This window comes from Streptomyces sp. NPDC050997 (assembly GCF_040660135.1).
In the GTDB taxonomy this organism is placed as follows: domain Bacteria; phylum Actinomycetota; class Actinomycetes; order Streptomycetales; family Streptomycetaceae; genus Streptomyces.
In genome coordinates this window covers 286,443-304,626 of the sequence record NZ_JBFAGK010000002.1, presented here as the reverse complement: position 1 = coordinate 304,626, position 18,184 = coordinate 286,443, and the positions used below count along the sequence as shown (strand labels likewise).

The following is an 18,184-nucleotide window of genomic DNA, read 5'->3' as shown; positions in this document are numbered from 1 at the left end:
ACATAATGGAGACCGGTCCGGCATACGGGACGGTAGCGATGCCCAGCTACCCGGAAGAGGGATCTTCCGGCAAAGAACCCCACCCCGGTCCAGCGGCCGCACAACCTTCTGTGCTACTTACGAGTCACACACCTGCGGCCCCACTTTCCTTGCACACCTCAATCGGCCGCACCTCATGGGCATTCGAGACAATCGGGGTATCTCAGTTGATAATCGGCATCAAGGACGGCTTCAAAGTTGTCCGCTTCCGCCGAGCCGCCGCCGTCACCGTGACCGCCGGCGCCGTCCTGGCGACCGGAGCCCTCACCGCGGCGCCCGCACAGGCCGTCACCGTGCCCACGATCGTCGCCAAGGGCGGCTACGTGATGAACAACGCGAACGGCGCGGGGCTGTACAGCAAGGCCGCGACCACCAAGCGCTCCACCGGCTCCACGACGAAGATCATGACCGCGAAGGTCGTGCTCGCGCAGTCGAACCTGAACCTGGACGCCAAGGTCACCATCCAGAAGGCGTACAGCGACTACATCGTGTCGAAGGGCGCCTCGTCGGCGCGTCTGATCGTCGGTGACAAGGTCACCGTCCGTCAGCTGCTGTACGGGCTGATGCTGCCGTCCGGCTGCGACGCCGCGTACGCGCTGGCCGACAAGTTCGGCTCGGGCTCGACGCGGGCGGCGCGCGTGAAGTCGTTCATCGGCAAGATGAACGCCAGCGCCAAGAGCCTCGGACTGACGAACACGCACTTCGACTCGTTCGACGGCATCGGCAACGGCGCGAACTACTCGACGCCGAAGGACCTGACGAAGCTCGCCAGCAGCGCGATGAAGAGCTCCTCGTTCCGTACGGTCGTGAAGACGAAGGCGTACACGGCGAAGACCATCACCAAGACGGGCAGTACCCGCACGATGGCCACTTGGAAGAACACCAACACGCTGCTCAGCAACTACAGCGGCACGATCGGGGTGAAGACCGGCTCCGGCGACGAGGCCGGGTACTGCCTCGTCTTCGCCGCCACCCGCAACGGCAAGACGGTCTACGGCACCGTCCTCTCCTCCACCAGCGCGCCCCAGCGTGAGACGGACGCGAAGAAGCTCCTCAACTACGGCTTCGCGAAGCTCGGCTGACACCACACCGGGTAACACCTGAGCAACGGGCCCCTCGCCGACGGCGGGGGGCCTTCACCATGTGGGCGTGACGATCGTCCGATGCCGAACTCCGTTGCCGCGCGGGGCCGGGCGACGCACGCAAACCCCTCTCAAGCGGACATCCCTCAGACCAGCGCCTCTCAGACGAACGCCGGTCACCCAAAGGAGAAGCCCCCATGTCACACCCGCCCGGGCCGTACGGGCAGTACCCGCAACAACCCGGGCCGTACGGGCAGCAGTACCCGCAGCAGATGCCGCAGGGTGCGGGGTACAACCCGTACAACCCGTACAACCCGCACGCGCACCCGTACCCCCAACCTCCCCAGCAGCCCCCGGTGCAGACCGGCCCCGGCGGCCCCGGCGGCCCCGGTGGCAAGCGGCGGCGTCTTGTCGTCGTGCTCGGTTCCGTCCTCGCCGCGCTCCTGGTGATCGGCGTCGGTACCGTCGCCCTGCTGAGCGGTGACCAGGGTTCCGAGCGGGCCGACGGCAAGGCGACTGGCACGCCCCGTTCGGCTTCCCCGAAGCCCACCGGCACCAAGGGCACGGAACTGTTCCAGGTGGCCGCGCCCAAGGAGGGCGAGGACGAGTACGTGCAGACGCCCGGCGCCTGGGTCACCTCCCGCTACTTCGCGTCCGGCGAGAAGAACGCCGTCACGGGCTACGACGTGGCGACCGGCAGACGCGCGTGGACCATCAGCCTGTCCGGCGGCCTGTGCGGAGCCTCCCGCGACATCACCGGCGGCGGACTGGTCGCCGTCGTCTTCCACGCGACGAAGGACACGCACAAGAGCCGCTGCTCCCGGTTCACGGTGATCGACGTGAACAAGGGCGCCAAGGTGTGGGAGAAGCCGATCGAGGACGAGAGCATCAGCCTCGGTCTGGGCCTGAACGTCGCGATCAGCGACTCGGTCGCGGCGGCGGGCTGGCCCGGCGGATCGGCCGCGTTCCAGGCATCCAGCGGCGCCCCGCTCTGGGACGCCCCGGCCCAGGGATGCGCCCAGGAGGAACACCTGGGCGGGCGGCAGCTGCTCACCCTCGCGTACTGCCAGACCTCCGCGGGCATGCGCTTCCGCGTCGGCGAACGCGACCCGCGGACCGGGAAGGCGACCTGGACGTACGAGGTGCCGAAGGCCAAGGGAGCCTGGCTCGTCTCCAGCGAACCGCTCGTGCTCGGCCTGGTGCAGAGCGAGGACGGCCTCGACGCCGAGCAGCTGGTGACCGTCTCCAACCGGGGAAAGGTGGAGTCCACCGTCGAACTCGGCGACGACTACGTCGCCGGCTGCGGTGAGACCGGCGCCTGCGCCGCCACCGTCGTCACCGGGAACACCGCCTATATCGGCACCGACCCGCACAGCTACACCACGGGCAACAGGATCACCGCCTTCGACCTGCGCACCGGCAAGTCCCTGAGATCCTTCGACGCCACCGACAAGTCGACCTGGGTCCCGCTGCGCGCCGACGGCAAGGCACTCATCGCCCTCCAAGTGGCCGAGCCCACGACGCCCGCCCGCGTCCTGCGCCTTGACCCCAGCACCGGCCGGGTCACCAAGCTGCTGGAGATGCCCAACGAACTGTCCGTCAACAGCATGCTGCACTCGATGATCACCAAGGACGGCAAGGATCCGGCGCGGTACGAGGACGGCCGGCTCTTTCTGCACCGCGTCAGCGGCTATCTCGGGGGCGACGACCCGATGACGCAGGCCTACTCGAACCGGTGACGCCGTCCGGTGGAGCGGGCCTGCCGGTCTGTCGTACACGCACCGATGACGTCCAGCACCGGATTTGGCGATCTTTTCCCTCGCAATCGTGAACATCCTTGTGCGGACTGGCATATTCGATTTGCGCCGCTCTACGTTCCGCGGCGGAGGTGGTTCACATGATCGAACCCAGCAAGCACCAGCCCGACCCTCGGACACAGCACGACGCGATCGACGTCAGCGACTTCGCCTACGCGGCCACGGGGGCCCGCGTCCGGAGGCTGACGATGCCGGACGGGACGCACTGGTTTCCGGCGGTGGATGTCTGCAAGGAGTTGGGGTACACCACCCCTCGAAAGGCGCTCCTCGACCATGTCCCAGAGGAGCATCGAGAGTTTCTCGAGACAGTGACTGGAGGTCACTGTCTCAGCATTCCCGCAGGTCGGGAGTGGCGCCGAGACTTGCGCCTCATCGACCTTCAGGGCCTGATCCTCCTCGTCAACGCCTGCACCAAACCCACCTGCGCCCCCTTCAAGCAATGGGTCGCCGAGGTGATCGAGACGGTCCAGCGGGAGGGCTCCTACACCCTCGACGAGGCCGAGGTGCAGCCTGCCGATCAGGGGGCTCCGATCGCGTACGCGATGCCGGAGCAGGTCGCGGAGGCCATCGTCCGGCTTGAGGCGCACAACCTTCAGATCGACGAGGAACTTGCGGGCGCCCAGCGCGAAGTGCTCGCTGTGCAAAGGGAAATGCTGGAGATGCAGCGCGCGACGCTCGCCACTCAGCAAGCCATCGCCCAGGCCATGGAACGCATCGCGAACCGGCTCGACGTCGTGACGCTCGACCGTCCGACGCCCACCGCCGACTTCTCCACGCATCCGACCACCGAGTCCGTACTGGCCGACTGGCGGCGGCGGCTGTCCGTGACGTCGGACGTCTGGGCGGTGGCGGTGGTGATCGCCCCGGTGCTCATCGAGCAAGGCGAGCTGCGTCAGCCGCTCGACGCGATCGCGGCACGTACCGGGCTGTCGGTGCACCGTGTCAACGAATGCCTGCGTCTGTTGCGCAAGCACGCCTGCATCCACTCCCGGGGCGGGACGGAGGACGGGGCGCCGGTCTACGTACTCAACCGATCCTGACGCACGTACTCGACGATCCTGACGGACTGAATGGTGGAAGGGCGGTCGCAAAAGGAACTTGCGGCCGCCCTACCGAGGTTCAACGAATCCCGTCCCGATTCGTCACGCCCAGGTGATCAACCGCTTCGGCTGCTCCAGGATCGCCGCCACATCGGCCAGCACCTTCGACCCCAGTTCCCCGTCCACCAGACGGTGGTCGAAGGACAGGGCCAGGGTCGTGACCTGGCGGGGCTTCACCTTGCCCTTGTGGACCCACGGCTGGAGCCTGATCGCGCCGATCGCGAGGATCGCGGACTCGCCGGGGTTGAGAATCGGCGTGCCCGTGTCGACGCCGAAGACGCCGACGTTGGTGATCGTCACCGTGCCGCCCTGCATCGCGGCGGGGGACGTCCTGCCCTCGCGTGCCGTCGAGACCAGCTCGCCCAGTGCCTGGGCCAGCTGCGGGAGGGTCTTGTCGTGTGCGTCCTTGATGTTCGGGACGATCAGCCCGCGGGGGGTCGCCGCCGCGATACCCAGGTTGACGTAGTGCTTGAGCACGATCTCCTGGTTCGCCTCGTCCCAGGACGCGTTGACGTCCGGGTTGCGCCTGATCGCGACCAGCAGGGCCTTGGCGACCAGCAGCAGCGGATTGACCCGCAGGCCCTGGAGCTCCTTGTCCTGCTTGAGCTCCTCGACCAGCTTCATCGTCCGGGTCACGTCGACCGTCACGAACTCCGTGACATGCGGCGCCGTGAAGGCCGAGCCGACCATCGCCGCGGCCGTCGCCTTGCGGACGCCCTTGACCGGGACGCGGGTCTCCCGGGCGGTGTCGTACGTCGGCGCCGCAGCCGGTGCCTGGACGCGGGCGGGCGTCTCGACAACGGGCTCGGGAGCCGGCGCCGGTGCCACGGCCGCGTGCACGTCCTCCCGCGTGATGATGCCGTCCGGGCCGGACGGGACGATCGTCGCCAGGTCGACGCCCAGGTCCTTGGCCAGCTTGCGCACCGGCGGCTTGGCCAGCGGACGGGACTTCACGGCGGCGGCAGCGCCGTGGCCGTTCAGCTCCGCCTGGATCGCCGTCGACGCCTCCTGGACCGGGACCTCCGAGCCCTTGCGGGGGCGGCGCTTGGTGGAGGAGGCCGCCACGCCGTAGCCGACGAGGACCGGCTGGCGGCCGGAGCCCACCGGGCTCTTCTCCTCGGGCTTCCGCTCCCCGGACTTCCGCGCCGCGGGTTCCCGCTCCACGGAGGCCGGAGCCTCCACGGGGGCGGGGGCCTTCATCGGGGCCGGCGCCTCGGTCGGCGCCGCACCGCCCGCCACGTCCACCGCGATGATCGCCGTGCCCACGTCCACCGTGCTGCCCTCGGCGAAGCGGAGTTCCCGTACGACCCCGTCGTACGGGATCGGCAGTTCCACGGCCGCCTTCGCGGTCTCGACCTCGCAGACCACCTGGCCGTCCGTCACCGTGTCGCCAGGCTGGACGTACCACTTGAGGATCTCGGCCTCGGTGAGCCCTTCGCCCACGTCCGGCATCTTGAACTCGCGTACGGACGCTTCCGTCATCGTCGTCACGACCCTCTCCTCAGTACGCCAGGGCACGGTCGACGGCGTCGAGCACCCGGTCCAGGCCCGGCAGGTACTCCTCTTCCAGGCGCGCCGGCGGATACGGGGCGTGATAGCCGCCGACCCTCAGCACCGGGGCCTCCAGGTGGTAGAAGCAGCGCTCCGTGATCCGGGCGGCGATCTCCGCGCCGGAGCCGAAGAACACCGGGGCCTCATGGACCACCACCAGGCGGCGGGTCTTCTCCACCGACGTCTGGATGGAGTCGAAGTCCAGCGGCGACACCGAGCGCAGGTCCAGGACCTCCAGGGACTTGCCCTCCTCGGCGGCGGCGTCGGCCACCTCCTGGCAGAGCTTCACCATCGGGCCGTAGGCGACGAGGGTCAGGTCTGTGCCCGGGCGGACGACCCGTGCCTTGTGCAGGGGGTCGGGGATCGCCTCGGAGTTGACCTCGCCCTTGTCCCAGTAGCGCCGCTTCGGCTCGAAGAAGATCACCGGGTCGTCGCTCTGGATGGCCTGCTGCATCATCCAGTACGCGTCGGACGCGTTCGAGGGGGAGACCACCTTCAGGCCCGACACATGCGCGAAGAGCGCCTCGGGGGACTCCGAGTGGTGCTCCACCGCGCCGATGCCGCCGCCGTACGGGATACGGACGACGACCGGGAGCTTGACCTTGCCGAGGGAGCGGGCGTGCATCTTCGCGAGCTGCGTGACGATCTGGTCGTACGCCGGGAAGACGAAGCCGTCGAACTGGATCTCCACGACCGGGCGGTAGCCGCGCAGGGCGAGGCCGATCGCCGTGCCGACGATGCCGGACTCGGCGAGGGGGGTGTCGATGACGCGGCTCTCGCCGAAGTCCTTCTGCAGGCCGTCCGTCACCCGGAAGACGCCGCCGAGCTTGCCGACGTCCTCGCCCATGACGAGGACCTTGGGGTCGGCCTCCAGGGCCGCGCGCAGCGACTCGTTGATCGCCTTCGCGAGAGCCATGCTCTTCGCTGTCACCGCTGTGGATGTCACGGTCCCGGCCATCTCAGTTTCCCCCCTCTGCGTCCGCGAACGACGCCTGGTAGGCGGCGAACTGCGCTCGCTCCTCGTCGACGAGCGCGTGCCCGTCCGCGTACACGTTCTCGAAGATGGCGAAGTGGTCCGGGTCCGGCATGGCGCGGACCGCTTCGCGCACTCGCCTGCCCAACGCCTCGCTCTCCGCCTCCAGTTCCGCGAAGAATCCCTCGTCCGTGTGGTTTGAGGCCTCCAGATGCCGGCGAAGGCGCAGGATCGGGTCCTTCGCCTCCCACGCCTCACGCTCCTCGTCGGCCCGGTACTTGGTCGGGTCGTCGGAGGTGGTGTGGGCGCCCATGCGGTACGTGTACGCCTCGACCAGGGTCGGGCCCTCGCCGCTGCGGGCGCGCTCCAGCGCCCACTTGGTGACCGCGAGACAGGCCAGCACGTCGTTGCCGTCGACGCGGACGCCCGGGAAGCCGTAGCCCTGCGCGCGCTGGTAGAGCGGGACGCGGGTCTGCTTCTCGGTGGGCTCGGAGATCGCCCACTGGTTGTTCTGGCAGAAGAACACCACGGGGGCGTTGTAGACCGAGGAGAAGGTGAACGATTCGGCGACGTCGCCCTGGCTGGAGGCGCCGTCACCGAAGTAGGCGATGACCGCCGAGTCCGCGCCGTCCTTGGCGACGCCCATCGCGTAGCCCGTGGCGTGCAGGGTCTGGGAGCCGATCACGATGGTGTAGAGGTGGAAGTTGTTGCTGTTGGGGTCCCAGCCGCCGTTGTTCACGCCGCGGAACATGCCGAGGAGGTTGCTGGGGTCGACGCCTCGGCACCAGGCGACGCCGTGCTCGCGGTAGGTCGGGAAGACGTAGTCGTCCTCCCGGGTGGCGCGGCCGGAGCCGATCTGGGCGGCTTCCTGGCCGAGCAGGGAGGCCCACAGACCGAGCTCGCCCTGGCGCTGCAGAGAGGTGGCCTCGGCGTCGAAGCGGCGGGTGAGCACCATGTCGCGGTACAGGCCGCGGAGTTCTTCGGGGGTGATGCCGGCGACGTACTTGTCGTAGTCGGCGTTCTTGACGCGCTTGCCCTCGGGCGTCAGCAGCTGGACGAGTTCGGGCTCGCCACTTGGCGGATTCTTTGCGGTCGCCGAGGGCTTCTTGGCGGTCGTACGCTTGCCGGCCGTGCTCTTCGTACCGGTCGTACCCGCGCTGCGTCGCGGTGTGCGCGCGGCAGTGCTCTCCACGGTCACGTGTGCTCCTCCGTCGGTCCGGCTACCCGGGTTCGCCGGGCGCCAGTGCGGCTCACCTGGCCTCACGGACGCACGGGGTGGGTGCGGCTCGTTCGGAACAGGAGTGACAAGTTGCCCCGGCGAGCGCCCTGCACCTAGGCACGTTACCCAGTGCTCCACAATTCTGTGAAACCCCTCCTGACCTGCGTTTTTGCTTGGATTTCCAAGTAAATCGCAAAATCGGGAACAGTTCCTGGTCACAGCCTTGCAGGGGGCCGGAACAACGGCACGTTATCCCGGTGACCCAGCTCACGGGAAGAGTCGTCCAGGGCGGGTCCCAAAGCCCTGTGTGAAACCGCCCGCGTGCGCGAAGCCGCAAAAATCAGGGTATTCCCCTGGACGACCATGCGGTGGTCCGCCGCGACGAACACGCACTCCTGTCCGTCGAGGACGGCATCGAGGACTGCATCGAGGTCGACATGGCGACCGACGCGCCGGCGCGGATTCCGGCCATGCCGACCATGTCACCGAGCAGCCGAGCACGTCACCGAACAACAGTGCGGGATCCTCGATCCGATCGGAGAGGACTGGCCACCGGGCTGGAGTCGAGGTCGACTTCGCGGCCAAAGACCCTTGCTTTGAGCAGAAAGCCACTTCGAGCGCATCCCGTGACCGAAAGCGACTGTCTGTGACAACCCCCAGCTCAGAGGGCTCATCCGTGCCCTAGCATCGGGCAGCGTGCCGCGCTCTTGTGTACCACCCCTCATGCTTCACGCGCCCCCGTTGGGCGCCCTCCTCCGCCAGTTCGCCGCCGGGTCCGCCCTCACCTGCGAGCCTGTCGACCAGGGGCTCCTCAACCGCGGCTACCGCCTGTGCACGACCCGCGGCCGCTACTTCCTCAAGCACCACTTCGACCCCGAGACCGCCGACCCGGACGCGATCGCCCGCCAGCACCGGGCCACCCAGCGCCTCGCCGACCTGGGCGTCCCGGTGGCGCCCCCGCTGACCGGTCGTGACGGGCGCACGGTCGCGGTCGTCGGCGGCCACACCTACGCCCTGCACCCCTGGATCGACGGACGCCACCGAAACGGCGGTCAGCTCACCACCGAGCAGTGCGCACGGCTCGGGTCACTGCTCGGGATGGTGCACGCGAGCCTGGAGCACGTGATGCCGACGCAGACGCGGGCGCGTGTGGAGGGGCGGGCGCCGGCCGAGAGCTCCGGTACGCGGGCGCACGGAAGGCGGCCGGACGAGCCGGGTGCCGACGGGGTCGGCGGGGTCGTAGGCGTCGCCGCGGCACACGTCCCGGGCCCCCGTCCGTCCACCGCGTCCCCGGCCCACAGCACCGACAGGCGCGCCTCCCGTACGACCGCACACCACGGCGACACGCGCCTCTCCGCGCCGCCCGCGCGGGCCCAGGGCGACCCCGTACCGCCCACACCGATCCCCCCGGCCGCCGGGCCACCCACGCCTCCCCCGTACGCCTCCGAGCCGCTCACCCCCGACCTGCGTCCGCTGAGCGCCGACCCCGCCGACACGTTCATCCTCATCGACGAGCTGCTCGCCCGCGTGCGTCGGCACCGGCCCGCCGACTCCTTCGACGAACTGGCCCGGCACCGGCTCCTGGAGCGGCGCGCACTGTTGGAACAGCACGCCGACCGGCGGCCTCCGCGCGGGGGCTCGGTGGGCTGGGTGCACGGGGACTTCCACCCGTTCAATCTGCTCTACAAGGGTGACGCCCCGGCGGCGATCGTCGACTGGGACCGCCTCGGCGTGAAACCCCGTGCGGAGGAGGCCGTACGTGCCGCCGCGATCTTCTTCGTGCTGCCCGTGGGCACCCTCGACCTGCCGAAGGTACGGGCCTACGCGCGCGCGTACCGGCGTACGGCCGGCGCCACGCCCTCACAGCTCGCGGCGGCCGTGCACCGCGTGTGGTGGGAACGCCTGAACGACTTCTGGATGCTGCGCTGGCACTACGAGCGCGGCGACACCCGCGCGGACCCCCAGTTCCCGGCGGCCTCGGCGCTCGCGGTGTGGTGGACCCGGGAGTACGACGCGGTGTGCGCCGCGTTCGCGGACTGAGCGACCCTCCCGAGAGCCAGAGGTTCCGCACAACAGCACGCGCGCGTGCAGCCCGTTTCCGGGTCGCACGCGCGCGTGATGGCTCGTGACGGCTGCCGCGATGAGCGGGGCAGGCGGTCAGTTCCCGCCCTCGCCCCCCTCATTGCCACCCAAGGCGCCCGAGACGGTGCCCCCGGTCGGATCCGCCGGCTCGTCCGTCGGCTCCGGCGGATCCTCGGTCGTCGGATTGTCCGTCGGGTCCGCGGTCGTCGGGTCGTCCGTCGGATCGGCGGTCGGGTCCTGTGTCTCCGGCTGTGTCGGCGTGTAGGACGGCGAGTACGACGGCGGGTACTGCTGACCGGGTCCCGTTCCCGTGCCGGTGCCCGAGCCGTCGTCCGTGTTCGTGTCGGTGGGCTCGTCGCTCGTGTCGTCGCTCGGTGTCTCGTCGGCCGTCTCGTCGTCGGTGGTCTGCGAGACGGTCGGCGACGTGGTGGTGCTGGGGTCCTTGTCGTTCCCGGTGCCGCCCTGGAGCGCCAGCGCCACACCCGCCGCGATGGCGATCACTGCGAGGACGGCGAGGATCCACAGCTTGCCGCGGCCGCCACCCCGGTTGCCGTGCCCCTCGAAGCCGCCGTCGTCCCCGCCGCCGTAACCGGAGGGCAGGATCTGCTGCGGGATCTGCGTGGTGCCGGACGCGTCACCGGGGTGCTGCATCACGGACGTGCCGGCGAGGCCCGCCGCCGGGGTGTGCCGACCCTCGTGCACAGCGACGTGGCCGGTGTTCCAGGTGCCGGTGTGGCCGCCCTGCTCGTACAGCATCTGCAGGCCGTACTGGATCAGGCCGCGCATCTCCTCGGCCGTCTGGAACCGGTCGTCGGGCTCCTTGGCGAGGGAGCGCATGACAAGCCCGTCAAGCTCCGGCGGGACTGCCTCGGAGACCTCGGACGGGGGTGTCGGAATGTCCTGGACGTGCTGGTAGACGACCGACAGCGGGGTCTCACCGGTGAACGGGGGCCGCAGCGCGAGGAGTTCGTAGAGAAGGCAGCCCGTCGCGTAGAGGTCGGAGCGGTGGTCGACGGCCTTGCCGAGCGCCTGCTCCGGGGAGAGGTACTGCGGGGTGCCCATGACCATGCCGGTCTGCGTCATCGTCGTGGACGCGCCGTGCAGCGCGCGGGCGATGCCGAAGTCCATCACCTTCACGGCGCCGTTCTCGGTGATGATGACGTTGGCCGGCTTGATGTCGCGGTGCACGATGCCGTGCTGGTGCGAATAGGCGAGCGCCTCCAGGACACCCGAGACGATGATCAGGGCCTGCTCGGGCCCGGGCGCCTCGGCGTTCAGGAGCAGATCGCGGATCGTCCGACCCTCGACGATCTCCATCACGATGTACGGCACGGACTGGCCGCCGACGAAGTCCTCGCCGGAGTCGTACACGGCGACGATCGCGTGGTGGTTGAGGCCGGCGACAGACTGGGCCTCGCGCGTGAAACGCGCCTTGGAGGTGGGGTCTTCGGCGAGGTCGGCACGCAGCAGCTTGACCGCCACGGTGCGTCCGAGGCGTACGTCCTCAGCCGCGAACACCTCTGCCATTCCGCCCCGGCCGAGTCTGTAGGTCAGTCGATATCGACCGTCCCCGACCAGTCCGCCGTTCCCCCACAGTTCCGGCGCATCTGACATCCCGCCGCCAGTCGCCTCGGGGTCGGACGGGCCCTGAGCGCGCTGCTGCTGTGCCATCAGTCCTCGCCGTCGTTTCTGCCCGCGGTGCGCGCGGTGTTGTTACGGTCTCCGTCGGCCACGCTACAGCCTCCGCGCAAGCCGCCGATCCGGGAAGACCCCGGGAACCGGCCCGAGGCAGACCGGTCATCAAACCGTCAGTACGTGCTGACGTGCAAATTATGTGTGCCGGCCGTACGCCTGCGGTAACGCTTGCGCGACCTTTCTTTCGCGTACGGTCACGGAACGGGCACCGCGCTTGACGTGTCAGTGCCCTCCGGCAGACTTGGCCGGGAATGCACTTTGGATCAACGGCACGCATCGGCGCATGAATGCCTACGGGGGACGCGGAGAGATGAGCCAGGACGGCGCACAGGGCCGGTACGCGGGGCGGGCGATCGCCGGCGGCCGTTATCAGCTGCGCGACTTGCTCGGCGAGGGCGGCATGGCCTCGGTGCACCTCGCGTACGACTCCGTGCTCGACCGGCAGGTCGCGATCAAGACACTCCACACCGAGCTCGGCCGCGAGCAGGCCTTCCGTGAGCGCTTCCGCCGCGAGGCCCAGGCCGTGGCCAAGCTCACGCACACCAACATCGTCTCCGTCTTCGACACCGGTGAGGACGATCTGGACGGCACGACGATGCCGTACATCGTCATGGAGTACGTGGAGGGCCGGCCGCTCGGTTCGGTGCTGGACACGGACGTGGGGCAGTACGGCGCGATGCCCGCCGACAAGGCGCTGAAGATCACCGCGGATGTGCTGGCGGCGCTGGAGATCAGCCACGAGATGGGGCTGGTCCACCGGGACATCAAGCCGGGCAACGTGATGATGACCAAGCGCGGGGTCGTCAAGGTGATGGACTTCGGCATCGCGCGCGCCATGCAGTCCGGCGTCACCTCCATGACGCAGACCGGCATGGTCGTCGGCACCCCGCAGTACCTCTCTCCGGAGCAGGCGCTGGGGCGCGGCGTGGACGCCCGCTCCGACCTCTACTCCGTCGGCATCATGCTGTTCCAGCTGGTCACCGGGCGGCTGCCGTTCGACGCGGACTCGCCACTGGCGATCGCGTACGCGCACGTGCAGGAGGAGCCGGTCGCTCCTTCGTCGATCAATCGCGCCCTGCCGCCGGCGGTGGACGCGCTGGTCGCCCGCGCGCTGAAGAAGAACCCGAACGAGCGTTTCCCGAGCGCCGAGGCCATGCGCGACGAGTGCCTGCGCGTGGCGGCGTCCTTCCAGCCCGCCCCGCCGAGCATCGTGCCGGGTACGCCGACGCAGAGCGGCGCGGGCGTCGGTTCCGCGGTGTTCCCGCCGATCGACCAGACGCCGCCGCCCCAGGGCAACGTGCATACGCCGTACCAGCCGACGCCGAATCCCTACGGCACCCCGGCCCCGTCGGCGCACTCCCCGGCGTACGGATATCCGCAGCAGCAGCACGGTTACCAGGCGCCGGGCCCGGCCGCGTACGCCCAGCAGCAGGGCGCGTCGACAACGCCGCCGTACAACATCGCTCCCCACACGACAGCGTCCTCCCCCGGAGGCGGCGGCAAGAGCAACAAGCCGGTGATCATCGGCTCGATCGTCGTCTCGCTGATCGCCGTCGGCGGGCTGCTCGCGGCGCTGATGATGAACGGCGGCGGCAGTGACGACGCGGGCGGGGACACCAGTGCCAGCCCGTCGGCCTCGGCGACCAAGGCATCGGGCTACCGCGGGCCGGACACGACGAAGACGATCGAGACCACCGAGTGCACCGAACCTGAGGAGTCGTACAACGACCCCGACCAGGTGCAGATGCCGAACTTCCAGTACAAGAACTGGGACTCGGTTCTGGAATGCCTGAAGGCCGCGGGCTGGAACTACACCACGAGCAAGGTGGACGAGAACACCTTCGGTGACGGCGCTGTGATGAAGCAGTTCCCCGAGAAGGGCACCGACTTCGATCCGAAGAAGCCGCCGAAGATGCAGTTCGACATCTCCACCGGCAACCCCTCCTGATCGCGGAGAAGCAGCGAGAAGCAGGCGGAAGCGGAAGGGCCCAGCAGCGCTGGCTGCCGGGCCCTCTTCGCTGGTCGGTCCGGTCGGACTCGTCGGACTGCTCCGGTTTACAAGTACGGCCCTTTTACAGGTACGGCCCGCCCGAGCGGCCGCCCGCGCGCGGGTCGTCGGTGTCCTCGTGGCCGCCTGCGCCCGGCGGGAGGGCCCGGCGCATCTGCTCCAGCTGGGCGCGGGCGGCCATCTGCTGGGCGAACAGCGTGGTCTGGATCCCGTGGAAGAGCCCTTCCAGCCAGCCGACCAACTGGGCCTGCGCGATCCGCAGTTCCGCGTCACTCGGGGTCGACTCATGTGTGAAGGGCAGCGAGAGCCTCTCCAACTCCTCGACGAGCTCAGGAGCCAGGCCGTCTTCCAGTTCCTTCACCGAGCTGGCGTGGATCTCCTTGAGCCGCACCCGGCTCGCCTCGTCCAGAGGAGCCGCGCGGACCTCTTCCAGCAGCTGCTTGATCATGCTTCCGATCCGCATGACCTTCGCCGGCTGCTCCACCATCTCAGTCACCGGAACCTCACGGGAGTCCTCGTCGCCTCCGCCGCCGAGAGCCATCCCGTCCTGACCCAAGACCAGGATCTGGGGATTCTCCGGCGACCGTTCGTTCCTCGGCATCTCCATGCCGCCATTCTCTCGCACCGCTCCATCTCATCAGCGTGGTGCCCCCGATAAGGGCTGATCCACCGTCTTCGGCCGCTGTCGCCGCTATGGGTCAACCAGAAATGCCGGTGTAGTCAGCAAATGCCAGGGTTGTTCCGTGACTCCATGGGTGCGGGCGACGGTACTGCTCATCGCGGTGGGGGCGGGCGGGACCGTGTCCCCTTACGGCAGTGCACGGGCGTACGGGGGCGAGTCGGCGCCGCGTGCCACCGCCTCGGCCTCCGTCAGCCCCTCCCCCTCCGCCGCCGTGCCCTCGCGGGCCGGGAGCCGGGCGGGTGTGGGGCGGGAGCGGCCGGGGCGGCGGGAGCCGGTGGAATCGGACCCTGTGGGATCGGAGCCTGTGGAATCGGACCCGGCGGATTCAGACCCGGCGGCATCGGACCCGGCGGATTCAGACCCGGCGGCATCGGAACCTGCACCGGAGGACGAGGAGGTCCAGGACGCCGAGGAGGGCGTGGACGGCGACATCGACGTCGACGGCCAGGCTGACGGTGAGGTCACCGCCGTACCGGAAGCGTCTCGGGAGCCCACCCTCGTGCCCTCCGCGCCGCCGACGCGGGGCGTGGACCAGGCCGTAGGGCGTCCCGCCGAGCCGCGCCTGCAGATCCTGCCCCTGGGCGGCGGGCTGATCCTCGTAGGACTCGGTCTCGGACTCGCGTTCATCGCGCTCCGGGTGCGGCGAGGGGCCTCCTGAGACCCGCGGGGTGCGGGAACCCATGAGGCCCCAAGGAGTGACAAGCGGCTACGGAGTGACGAGCAGGACCTTCCCGATGTGGCCGCTCTCCTCCACCACCCGGTGTGCGGCGGCCGCGTCGCTCATCGGGAGCTCGCGGTCGACGATCGGACGTACGTGACCGGCGTCGAACAGCGGCCACACGTGCTCGCGTACGGCCGCCACGATCGAGGCCTTCTCACCGAGCGGGCGGGCCCTGAGCGAGGTCGCGCTGATCGCGGCCCGCTTGGTCAGGAGCGCGGCGATGTTCAACTCGGCCTTGATGCCGCCCTGCATGCCGATGATCGCGAGCCGCCCGTTGACGGCCAGCGCCCGCACGTTGCGGTCGAGGTACTTGGCACCCATGTTGTCGAGGATGACGTCGGCGCCCGCACCGTCGGTGGCCTTCCTGACCTCTTCGACGAAGTCCTGCTCCCGGTAGTTGACCAGTACGTCGGCGCCCAGCTCGGCGCATCGGTCCAGCTTCTCCCTGGTGCCCGCGGTCACGGCGACCTTGGCGCCGACGGCCTTGGCGAGCTGGATCGCCATCGTGCCGATGCCGCTGGAACCGCCGTGCACAAGCAGCGTCTCGCCCGGGCGGAGGTGGGCGACCATGAAGACGTTCGACCAGACCGTGCAGACCACCTCGGGCAGCGCCGCGGCCTGCACGAGGCCGATGCCCTTCGGCAGGGGCAGCAGCTGGCCGGCCGGGACGGCGACCTTCTCCGCGTAGCCGCCGCCCGCGAGCAGCGCGCACACCTCGTCGCCGACCGACCAGCCGGAGACACCGGGGCCGAGCTCCGCGATCCGCCCCGAGCACTCCAGGCCGGGGTAGGGGGACGTGCCGGGCGGCGGGTCGTAGAAGCCCTGCCGCTGCAGGATGTCGGCGCGGTTGACGGCACTGGCCGCCACCTCGACCAGCACCTCGCCCTCGCCGGGCACAGGATCCGGGACCTCGTCCCACACCAGCGCCTCGGGCCCACCAGGTTCGGGAATCGTGATCGCATGCATGAAAAGGACGCTACCCCTCGGCCCCGGGCCCGACCCGCCGGGTCACCGACGCCCCGCCTCTCCCCGGCCTTCCCAGGTCTCCGTCCCCGGTCCGGCCTCTCCTAGGTCTTCGGGCCCGTGCCGACCTCTCCCAGGTCTTCGGGCCCGTGCCGGCTCCGTCCCCGGTCCGGCCGATTCTCCGTCCTTCGGCCCATCTCCCGGAAAATCCCTGTGCGCGACCGATGAGTTTGCGCGACGGTAAAGGTCTCCCCATGCGTCACCCAAGAACGCGGAAGGACACCCACCATGAGCCAGCACACGTCCGGCCTGGCCATCGAGACCGCAGGCCTGGTGAAGACGTTCGGCGAGACACGGGCCGTCGACGGAGTCGACCTCGCGGTGCCGGCCGGCACGGTCTACGGCGTTCTCGGCCCGAACGGCGCCGGCAAGACGACCACCGTGAAGATGCTCGCCACCCTGCTGCGCCCCGACGGCGGCCAGGCCCACGTCTTCGGCCACGACATCGTGCGCGAGGCCGACGAGGTCCGCGGCCGGGTCAGCCTCACCGGCCAGTACGCGTCGGTGGACGAGGACCTCACCGGCACCGAGAACCTGATCCTGCTCGGCCGCCTGCTCGGCCACGGCAAGAAGGCCGCGCGGGAGCGCTCCGGGCAGCTGCTGGAGGCCTTCGGCCTCAGGGACGCGGGTGCGAAGCAGGTCAAGCACTACTCCGGGGGCATGCGGCGCCGTATCGACATCGCCGCCTCCATCCTCAACACCCCGGACCTGCTCTTCCTCGACGAGCCGACGACCGGCCTCGACCCGCGCAGCCGCAACCAGGTGTGGGACATCATCCGCGCGGTCGTCGCCCAGGGCACCACCGTGCTGCTGACCACGCAGTACCTCGACGAGGCCGACCAACTGGCGTCCCGGATCGCCGTCATCGACCAGGGCAAGGTGATCGCCGAGGGGACCAAGGGCGAGCTGAAGGCGTCCGTGGGCGCCGGCTCCGTACATCTGCGACTACGTGATCCGGCGCAGCGGCCGCAGGCCGAGGAGGTGCTGCGGCTGGCCCTGGACGCGGATGTCCAGCTGGAGCCGGACCCGGTGGCGCTGACGGCCCGCGTCGGGGCGGGTGCGGCGAACGGGCAGGGCGCGGCCGAGCAGGCGGCCCGGGCGCTCGCCGAACTGGCTCGCGGCGGGATCGTCGTCGACAACTTCTCCCTGGGGCAGCCCAGCCTGGACGAGGTGTTCCTCGCCCTCACCGGACACGACACCCACGAGACCGAAACCTCGGAAGCCTCGAAGGGCTCGAAGGGCTCGAAGGGCTCGGACGACTCCAAGGACGAGGTGGCGGCATGAGCACCGCGACGACCACGGAGACCAAGGACCTGGCCCCAGTCAGTGCCGAATCCCTCGCCGCGCTGCTCGTCGCCGGGGAGCGGCCTCCACGGCCCAGCGCGCTGTCGGCCTCGCTGACCTTCGGCTGGCGGGCCATCCTCAAGATCAAGCACGTGCCGGAGCAGCTCTTCGACGTCACGGCGTTCCCGATCATGATGGTGCTGATGTACACGTACCTCTTCGGGGGTGCCCTGGCCGGGTCCCCGGAGGAGTACATCCAGTTCCTGCTGCCCGGCATCCTGGTGATGTCGGTCGTGATGATCACGATGTACACGGGCGTCTCGGTGAACACCGACATCGAGAAGGGCGTCTTCGACCGGTTCCGGTCGCTGCCCATCTGGCGGCCGTCGACCATGGTCGGCTATCTCCTCGGCGACGCCCTGCGCTACACGATCGCGTCGGTCGTGATGCTCACGGTCGGCGTGATCCTCGGCTACCGCCCGGACGGCGGGGTCGGCGGCGTTCTCGCCGGGATCGGTCTGCTGGTCGTGTTCTCGTTCGCGTTCTCGTGGATCTGGACGATGTTCGGGCTGATGCTGCGCACCGAGAAGTCGGTGATGGGCGTCAGCATGATGGTGATCTTCCCGCTGACGTTCCTGTCCAACGTCTTCGTCGACCCGAAGACCATGCCGGGCTGGCTGCAGGCCTTCGTCAACAACAGCCCGGTGACCCATGTGGCATCGGCGGTTCGCGGTCTGATGGCGGGCGACTGGCCGGCCGACGAGGTCGCCTGGTCGCTGGGCTGGGCGGGCCTGTTCATGGCGGTCTTCGGGCCGATCACGATGCGGCTGTACAACCGCAAGTAGCCGACCCCTCGGCGACCGTCGGCCCGGTGCCGACGGTCAGCCCTGGGAAGCCGGCGGGACGGC

General features: G+C 69.6%; 14 protein-coding genes and 1 pseudogene. 9 read left to right on the top strand and 6 right to left on the bottom strand.

What is annotated here, in order from left to right:
• Nucleotides 1-218 precede the first annotated feature (218 nt).
• From AB0H86_RS04475 to AB0H86_RS04465, 3 genes are all read left to right on the top strand, one after another.
• Nucleotides 219-1,121, top strand: coding sequence for a D-alanyl-D-alanine carboxypeptidase (locus AB0H86_RS04475; protein WP_362433672.1), 903 nt, complete (start codon nt 219-221; stop codon nt 1,119-1,121).
• 197 nt (nt 1,122-1,318) lie between these two features.
• On the top strand, nt 1,319-2,860 hold the full coding sequence (locus tag AB0H86_RS04470) for a PQQ-binding-like beta-propeller repeat protein (protein WP_362432830.1): 1,542 nt from the start codon (nt 1,319-1,321) through the stop codon (nt 2,858-2,860).
• Between the two features lie 158 nt (nt 2,861-3,018).
• On the top strand, nt 3,019-3,978 hold the full coding sequence (locus AB0H86_RS04465) for a Bro-N domain-containing protein (protein WP_362432827.1): 960 nt from the start codon (nt 3,019-3,021) through the stop codon (nt 3,976-3,978).
• Nucleotides 3,979-4,080: 102 nt separating this feature from the next.
• Here the strand turns inward: AB0H86_RS04465 and AB0H86_RS04460 are convergent, their stop codons facing one another.
• The 3 genes from AB0H86_RS04460 to pdhA are packed head-to-tail and all read right to left on the bottom strand — an operon-like array spanning nt 4,081 to nt 7,760.
• Complete coding sequence (locus AB0H86_RS04460) at nt 4,081-5,529, bottom strand: dihydrolipoamide acetyltransferase family protein (RefSeq protein WP_362432825.1); 1,449 nt, start codon at nt 5,527-5,529, stop codon at nt 4,081-4,083.
• Between the two features lie 10 nt (nt 5,530-5,539).
• The gene (locus AB0H86_RS04455; protein WP_362432823.1) at nt 5,540-6,547 is read right to left on the bottom strand and encodes an alpha-ketoacid dehydrogenase subunit beta; all 1,008 of its coding nucleotides are present in this window, start codon (nt 6,545-6,547) and stop codon (nt 5,540-5,542) included.
• Between the two features lies 1 nt (nt 6,548).
• The gene (gene pdhA / locus AB0H86_RS04450; protein ID WP_362432821.1) at nt 6,549-7,760 is read right to left on the bottom strand and encodes a pyruvate dehydrogenase (acetyl-transferring) E1 component subunit alpha; all 1,212 of its coding nucleotides are present in this window, start codon (nt 7,758-7,760) and stop codon (nt 6,549-6,551) included.
• A gap of 342 nt (nt 7,761-8,102) precedes the next feature.
• On the opposite strand from pdhA, the pseudogene AB0H86_RS04445 reads away from it, so the two are divergent.
• Nucleotides 8,103-8,200 (top strand): annotated as a pseudogene (locus tag AB0H86_RS04445) (DNA-binding response regulator); the annotation flags it as partial.
• A gap of 304 nt (nt 8,201-8,504) precedes the next feature.
• Entirely contained in the window at nt 8,505-9,821 is a 1,317-nt protein-coding gene (locus tag AB0H86_RS04440; RefSeq protein ID WP_362432819.1) for a phosphotransferase, read from the top strand.
• A 117-nt stretch (nt 9,822-9,938) separates the two neighbouring features.
• Here the strand turns inward: AB0H86_RS04440 and AB0H86_RS04435 are convergent, their stop codons facing one another.
• Nucleotides 9,939-11,534, bottom strand: a complete 1,596-nt coding sequence (locus AB0H86_RS04435; RefSeq protein WP_362432816.1) for a protein kinase — start codon at nt 11,532-11,534, stop codon at nt 9,939-9,941.
• 334 nt (nt 11,535-11,868) lie between these two features.
• Between AB0H86_RS04435 and AB0H86_RS04430 the strand changes: the two genes are divergently transcribed.
• Nucleotides 11,869-13,506: a protein kinase gene (locus AB0H86_RS04430; RefSeq protein WP_362433669.1), complete on the top strand. Its 1,638-nt coding sequence runs from the start codon at nt 11,869-11,871 to the stop codon at nt 13,504-13,506.
• Between the two features lie 124 nt (nt 13,507-13,630).
• Here AB0H86_RS04430 and AB0H86_RS04425 read toward each other — a convergent pair whose 3' ends face one another.
• A complete protein-coding gene (locus AB0H86_RS04425; RefSeq protein ID WP_362432814.1) occupies nt 13,631-14,173 on the bottom strand; it encodes a bacterial proteasome activator family protein in 543 nt (180 codons plus the stop codon).
• Nucleotides 14,174-14,666: 493 nt separating this feature from the next.
• Here AB0H86_RS04425 and AB0H86_RS04420 point away from each other — a divergent pair, with 493 nt between their 5' ends.
• Complete coding sequence (locus AB0H86_RS04420) at nt 14,667-14,906, top strand: hypothetical protein (RefSeq protein ID WP_362432812.1); 240 nt, start codon at nt 14,667-14,669, stop codon at nt 14,904-14,906.
• Between the two features lie 48 nt (nt 14,907-14,954).
• Here the strand turns inward: AB0H86_RS04420 and AB0H86_RS04415 are convergent, their stop codons facing one another.
• On the bottom strand, nt 14,955-15,935 hold the full coding sequence (locus tag AB0H86_RS04415; protein ID WP_362432810.1) for an NAD(P)H-quinone oxidoreductase: 981 nt from the start codon (nt 15,933-15,935) through the stop codon (nt 14,955-14,957).
• 285 nt (nt 15,936-16,220) lie between these two features.
• Here AB0H86_RS04415 and AB0H86_RS04410 point away from each other — a divergent pair, with 285 nt between their 5' ends.
• Together AB0H86_RS04410 and AB0H86_RS04405 are read left to right on the top strand one after the other, a co-directional pair.
• Nucleotides 16,221-17,276, top strand: coding sequence for an ATP-binding cassette domain-containing protein (locus AB0H86_RS04410; RefSeq protein WP_362432808.1), 1,056 nt, complete (start codon nt 16,221-16,223; stop codon nt 17,274-17,276).
• Nucleotides 17,273-18,121 (top strand): ABC transporter permease, encoded by an 849-nt coding sequence (locus AB0H86_RS04405; RefSeq protein ID WP_362432806.1) that lies wholly within the window; start codon nt 17,273-17,275, stop codon nt 18,119-18,121. The genes AB0H86_RS04410 and AB0H86_RS04405 overlap by 4 nt, the downstream gene beginning before the upstream one ends.
• The last annotated feature ends 63 nt before the right edge of the window (nt 18,122-18,184 follow it).